Origin of the sequence: Bradyrhizobium sp. C9 (assembly GCF_002532045.1) — a bacterium.
GTDB lineage: Bacteria > Pseudomonadota > Alphaproteobacteria > Rhizobiales > Xanthobacteraceae > Bradyrhizobium.
In genome coordinates this window covers 1-5,000 of the sequence record NZ_NWTG01000011.1, presented here as the reverse complement: position 1 = coordinate 5,000, position 5,000 = coordinate 1, and the positions used below count along the sequence as shown (strand labels likewise).

Here is a 5,000-nt window from a genome sequence, read left to right as displayed (position 1 = left end):
CAGCCCGACGCCGCCTGCCCTCAAGAAATCACGACGCTTCATGCGTATCCCTCCTGTGTGCCGATGCCTCGACAAGGGGAACGATCTTGATGCCGTCTTTCTTCGCCGATCGATCGACGTTGCTGTGGTGATGTGTCCGGTGGCCCTCGACGGGCTCTTGTGTGTGGAAATCCGAGCCTTCGGTTCCACTGGTCAGGATGATGGTTTGCCGGAGGAAATCAAGCGCTCGCCTTCGTTGCAGTTGCGAAGGGAAATCGGCGCTGCTGGTCTCATCCGATACCTGTCGGCCGTGCTGCGATCTGCTACGACGGCAGGCGAGTTTGATGGGAGTTCAAGGACATGGCCAACAAGAAAGTCGTGGTCGCCGGCGCGACCGGCCTCGTGGGCAACGCCGCCTTGCGACACTTCGGCGCATCCGGCGATTGCGAGCGTATCGCGCTGTCGCGGCGCAAGCCGCGCGATCTCTATGGTGCGCAGCACGTGCGAATCGACCTCACCAGCGCCGAGGATTGCCGCCGCGCCGCGGCCGAGCTCGCCGGCGCAACGCACCTGATCTATGCCGCACTTTATGAAGCGCCGAGCCTGGTCGATGGCTGGCGCGATGCCGGGCAGATCGAAACCAATGACCGCATGCTGCGCAACCTGATGGGCGTGCTCGAGCCCGTCGCGCCAGATCTCAAACATGTCGCGCTGCTGCAGGGCACCAAGGCCTATGGCGTGCATGTCCGGCCGCTCACGGTGCCGGCGCGCGAGGGCCGCTCGGAGATGTACGAGCAGCCGAATTTCTATTGGGCGCAGGAGAATTTCCTGCGTGAGCTGCAACGCGGCAAGAGCTGGCACTGGAGCATCCTGCGCCCGGTGCTGATCATCGGCGAAGCGATGGGCGGTGCGATGGATTTGATCCCGCCGCTCGGCGTCTATGCGGCTGTTCTGCGCGAACAAGGCAGGCCGCTGGATTATCCCGGCGGCGCGCCGCGCGTCGCGCAAGCGGTCGACGTCGATCTCCTGGCGCGCGCGATCGCCTGGTCGGGCGATGCCGAGACCGCGCGCAACGAAGCGTTCAACGTCACCAATGGCGACGTCTTCACCTGGGAAAATATCTGGCCCGCGGTGTCAGATGCGCTTGAGATGGCACCGGGCCGGCATGTGCCGCTGTCGCTGGCGCAGGAGTATCCGAAATGGATCCCGCTGTGGGAGGAGCTGCGCAGCAAGCACGATCTGATCGCACCCGGCCTGGAAGAGTTCGTCGGCCTGTCGTTCCAATATGCCGATTACAGCATGCGCTACGGGCAGATCGAATCCGGTCCGCCCTCGATCGTGTCGACCGTGAAGATCAACCAGGCCGGCTTCACCGAGATGATGGATACCGAAGCGATGTTCCGCAAATGGTTCAAGCTCGCGAAGGCGAGCCGGCTGCTGCCGTAGTTGTTTGGGCTCTGCTCTAACCACTCCCTCGCCCCGCTCTTGCGGGGAGAGGGCTGGGGTGCGGGGCTCTATCCGGCGAGCACCTCGCTGTTTGTTGAGCAGTGTGCCTCGCCCCTCACCGGATCGCGGGCGCGATCCGACCCTCTCCCCGCAAAGCGCGGGGAGAGGTGAAGGAGGCGTCAGCGCGAAAACGCCTGCTCCATCGCCTTGCGCGTCTTGATGGTATCGTTGCGCTCGTCGACCTCGACATCGCTCCAGCGCACCACGGCGCCGTGGGCGATGTCGTTCTTCAGCTTGACCCGATGCGCGAGTCCGATCGGCAGCGCGCCGGCGGCAAGGCTGGCGGACGCGGGCATCAGTTTGCCCCACACCGTGTAGCCGCCTTCGCCGTCGAGCATCTCGCCGGCGCGCAGATTGCGTTTCGCCACCGCTGCGACGTCGCCGCGGAAGCCGCGCGGCTGCCCGGTTGGTTCGTTGCGCAGCGCCGCCGACAGGACCGAAATGTTCAGCTCGAGCCCGATCAGATGATACGGCTTGTACATCGCCGCATAACGGCCGGATGAGTCTGTCTTGAGGCCGTACTGCCTGAAGCAATCGGCGGCGTAATCATTCGGCGCCTCCAGCACCACATAGACGCCCCAGCGCAAGTCACGAAACACCGGGCGGCCGTCGCGCTCCAGCGACGACACCACCTCGACGATGCCGGATTTCTCCAGCACGCCGCCCTTCTCGCGTGGCCGCATCACATGCGGCAGGTCGTCGACGCCGCAGGGCGGAAACAGCAAGCCCTCCGACGGCACGTCGAGCGTGCAGGCATTGGCGATCGCCGCCATCTCGATCGCGGATTTGGTGCCGTCGAGGAAGGAGTTGAACATCTGCGGGTTCATGCCGGCGGATTGCGCCTCGCCCGCGGTGAGCCCGTAGTGCTGCCACACGCCCTCCGGCGTCACGTCGTGATAGGCCGGCAGATATTTCGTGCCCTTGCCGGCGGCGACGACGCGAAAGCCTGTGGCGCGCGCCCAATCGACCATCTCTGCGGTCAGCGCCGGCTGGTCGCCGTAGGCGAGCGAATAGACCACGCCGGCCTTGCGCGCCTCTTCGGCGAGCAGCGGACCTGCCAGCACATCGGCCTCGACATTGACCATCACGACATGCTTGCCGGCTGATATCGCCGCGCGGGCATGGCGGATGCCGACCGCTGGATTGCCGGTGGCTTCAACCACCACGTCGAACGCGCCGCCTGCGATCGCACGGGCGCCGTCGTCGGTGAAGGTCGTGGCGGCGATCCGCGCATCGTCCCAGCCGACGGTGCGGCACGCCTCGCGCGCACGATCGCGGTCGAGATCGACGATCACGGGTACCTCGAGCCCCGGCGTATGCGGCACCTGCGACAGGAACATCGAGCCGAATTTTCCGGCGCCGATCAGGACGACGCGAACCGGCTTGCCGGCGGCGGCGCGGGTTTTGAGGAGGTGATGCAGGTTCATTTGATCTTCCAATCCAAAGCCGTCATTCCGGGGCTCGCGAAGCGAGAACCCGGAATCTCGAGGTTCCCCGATGCGCAATTGCGCATCTGCGGTTCGATGCTTCGCACCGCCCCCGGAACGACATCAGGGATTCTACTCCGCCGCCTGCCGCGGTGCGCGGGCCAGGCGCAGCAGCGCGTCGTCGGCAACCGTCTGGATCGGCGTGAAGTCGCGGTGCGCGATGTAGTCGGGCCGCGTCGGGGTGCGGATGTAGTTCGACACCGCGTTCAGCGTCAGATAGACGATCTTGCGCGGGTAGGGCGTGATGTTGCCGCTCGATCCGTGCACCAGATTGCCGTGGAACATCAGCATGCCGCCGGGCTTGCCGGTCGGCGCGACGATGCCTCCCTGTTTGACGAGCCGGGTCACCGTCTCTTCGTCCAGCGTCCACAGCGGGTAGGACGTGGTTTCGAGATCGTGCGACGCCTTGAGGTCGCCGGCGGTCTGGCTCTGCGGCACCAGCATCAACGGGCCGTTGATCGGCATCACCTCGTCGAGGAAGATCGCGATGTTCATGGCACGCGGCTCCGGCATGCCGTCGTCGCGCTTCCAGGTGCCGTAGTCCTGGTGCCACTGCCAGACGTCGCCGGTGAAGGCGGCCTTCGCGTTGATCTTGAACTGATGCATGTAAACCTTCTCACCGAAAAGCTGTTCGATGGGGTCGATCATGCGCGGGTGCGCGCCGAGGAGGCCGAACGCCTCGTTGTAGAGATGCGCGGCGAAGGCAGTGCGCGGCGCGCCGCTCTTCTCGCGCCACACCTCGGGGCGGTTGGCGTCATAGATCGCGACCGCCTCGCGGGCGAGGAAATCGACCTCTTCCTGGCTGAACAGCTCGGGCAGGAACAGCCAGCCTTCGCGATGAAAGAATTCGACCTGCTCTTGGGTCAGTTTCATGGTGCTTTCCTCCTGTTGTTATTGTCATTCCGGGGCGATGCGCAGCATCGAACCCGGAATCTCGAGGTTCCGGGTCTGGTGCTGGCGCACCATCCCGGAACGACGGCGTAGACATCACGCCGCCACGTCGATTGCCCTCAGCTTCTCTTCGGTCATCCGCCCCGCCGTCTGTGCATGCGCCAGTGCGGCGGCCTCGGCGGCTGAGGCGTTGCCGGAGAAAATATGCGCGGCGATGGTCTCGTGTTCGGTCCAGGCGCTGTCGCGGTAATCGAGCTCGACGAGCACGGTCGCCATCGAGCGGCGCATATGCGGCCATTGCGGCGCGATCATTTCCTCGATCGCGGGATTGCCGGCGAGCCGGTAGATCGCGCTGTGGAAGTTGACGTCGAGTGCGATCAGGCGCGCCAGCGGCGCGTCGCCGTCGATCGCGCGTCCGGCTTCGAGCGCGCTCTCGAGCTGCGCGCGCGCCGCGGAATCCTCTTTCACACGCGTTGCGGCCAGCCGCGCCGCCAGCGCATCGATCGCGCCGCGCACTTCATAGAGCTCGCGGATGCGCTGTGGATCGAGCTGCGTCACCTCGAAGCCGCGCTTGCCGCTTTCCGCGACGAGGCCCTGGCGGTGCAACAGATGCAGCGCATGCGAGATCGGCTGGCGCGAGACGCCGAGCCGATCGGCAAGCTCGTTCTGGGTGATGCGCTGACCGGGCAGTAGCGTGCGGTCGATGATTGCTTCGAGCAATCGCCCGTAGACCTGATCGATCAGGTTCGGAAGCGGGTCCAACGGGATCATGCCATCAGTCCAAATTGGAATACGGAATTCCGTGTTCGAAGAGAAGGCTACTGCGGGTAGCGGGAGCGGTCAAGGCGGGAGTTTTCCGGCGATGCTAACCGATTGAGAGTTCAACATTTCTCCCGAGGCTCTGACAGGTCGCGGCGATCAGTCAGCCTCAATTGCCCAGCGGAGCAAGCGGCATCCCCCTCCCTGACCCTCCCCCACAAGGGGGGAGGGAATGGCCAGAGACCGGGGTCGCGGTACCTGTGAGGCGCAGTGCGAAGATCAACTGGTGAGGTGAGCACGTGGGTCAGGCTCCCTCCCCCCTTGTGGGGTAGGGGAATCGCATATGGCTGTGGAGTAGTGTTGCCAAGCGGTTGGAAC

Annotated in this window: 5 protein-coding genes (1 of these 5 running past the window's edge); 1 reads left to right on the top strand and 4 read right to left on the bottom strand. The window is 65.0% G+C overall.

What is annotated here, in order from left to right; all coding sequences use genetic code 11:
* Positions 1 to 42, bottom strand: the start of a protein-coding gene (locus CO675_RS21650) for a TRAP transporter substrate-binding protein (RefSeq protein WP_097673907.1). The gene continues 1,047 nt to the left of window position 1, outside the view; 42 of the gene's 1,089 nt are visible here — the first part of the coding sequence; its start codon is at positions 40 to 42; its stop codon lies off the left edge, out of view.
* A gap of 297 nt (positions 43 to 339) precedes the next feature.
* Here CO675_RS21650 and CO675_RS21645 point away from each other — a divergent pair, with 297 nt between their 5' ends.
* Positions 340 to 1,425, top strand: a complete 1,086-nt coding sequence (locus CO675_RS21645; RefSeq protein ID WP_097673906.1) for an NAD-dependent epimerase/dehydratase family protein — start codon at positions 340 to 342, stop codon at positions 1,423 to 1,425.
* 179 nt (positions 1,426 to 1,604) lie between these two features.
* On the opposite strand, the gene CO675_RS21640 is transcribed toward CO675_RS21645, so the two are convergent.
* The 3 genes from CO675_RS21640 to CO675_RS21630 all read right to left on the bottom strand — a co-directional run bounded on the left by CO675_RS21640 (position 1,605) and on the right by CO675_RS21630 (position 4,634).
* Positions 1,605 to 2,912, bottom strand: coding sequence for an NAD(P)H-dependent oxidoreductase (locus tag CO675_RS21640; RefSeq protein WP_097673905.1), 1,308 nt, complete (start codon positions 2,910 to 2,912; stop codon positions 1,605 to 1,607).
* A gap of 132 nt (positions 2,913 to 3,044) precedes the next feature.
* Positions 3,045 to 3,845, bottom strand: coding sequence for a phytanoyl-CoA dioxygenase family protein (locus CO675_RS21635; RefSeq protein ID WP_097673904.1), 801 nt, complete (start codon positions 3,843 to 3,845; stop codon positions 3,045 to 3,047).
* A 114-nt stretch (positions 3,846 to 3,959) separates the two neighbouring features.
* Positions 3,960 to 4,634 carry a GntR family transcriptional regulator gene (locus tag CO675_RS21630; RefSeq protein ID WP_097673903.1) on the bottom strand — a complete coding sequence of 225 codons (675 nt, stop codon included), beginning with the start codon at positions 4,632 to 4,634 and terminating at the stop codon, positions 3,960 to 3,962.
* Between the last annotated feature and the right edge of the window lie 366 nt (positions 4,635 to 5,000).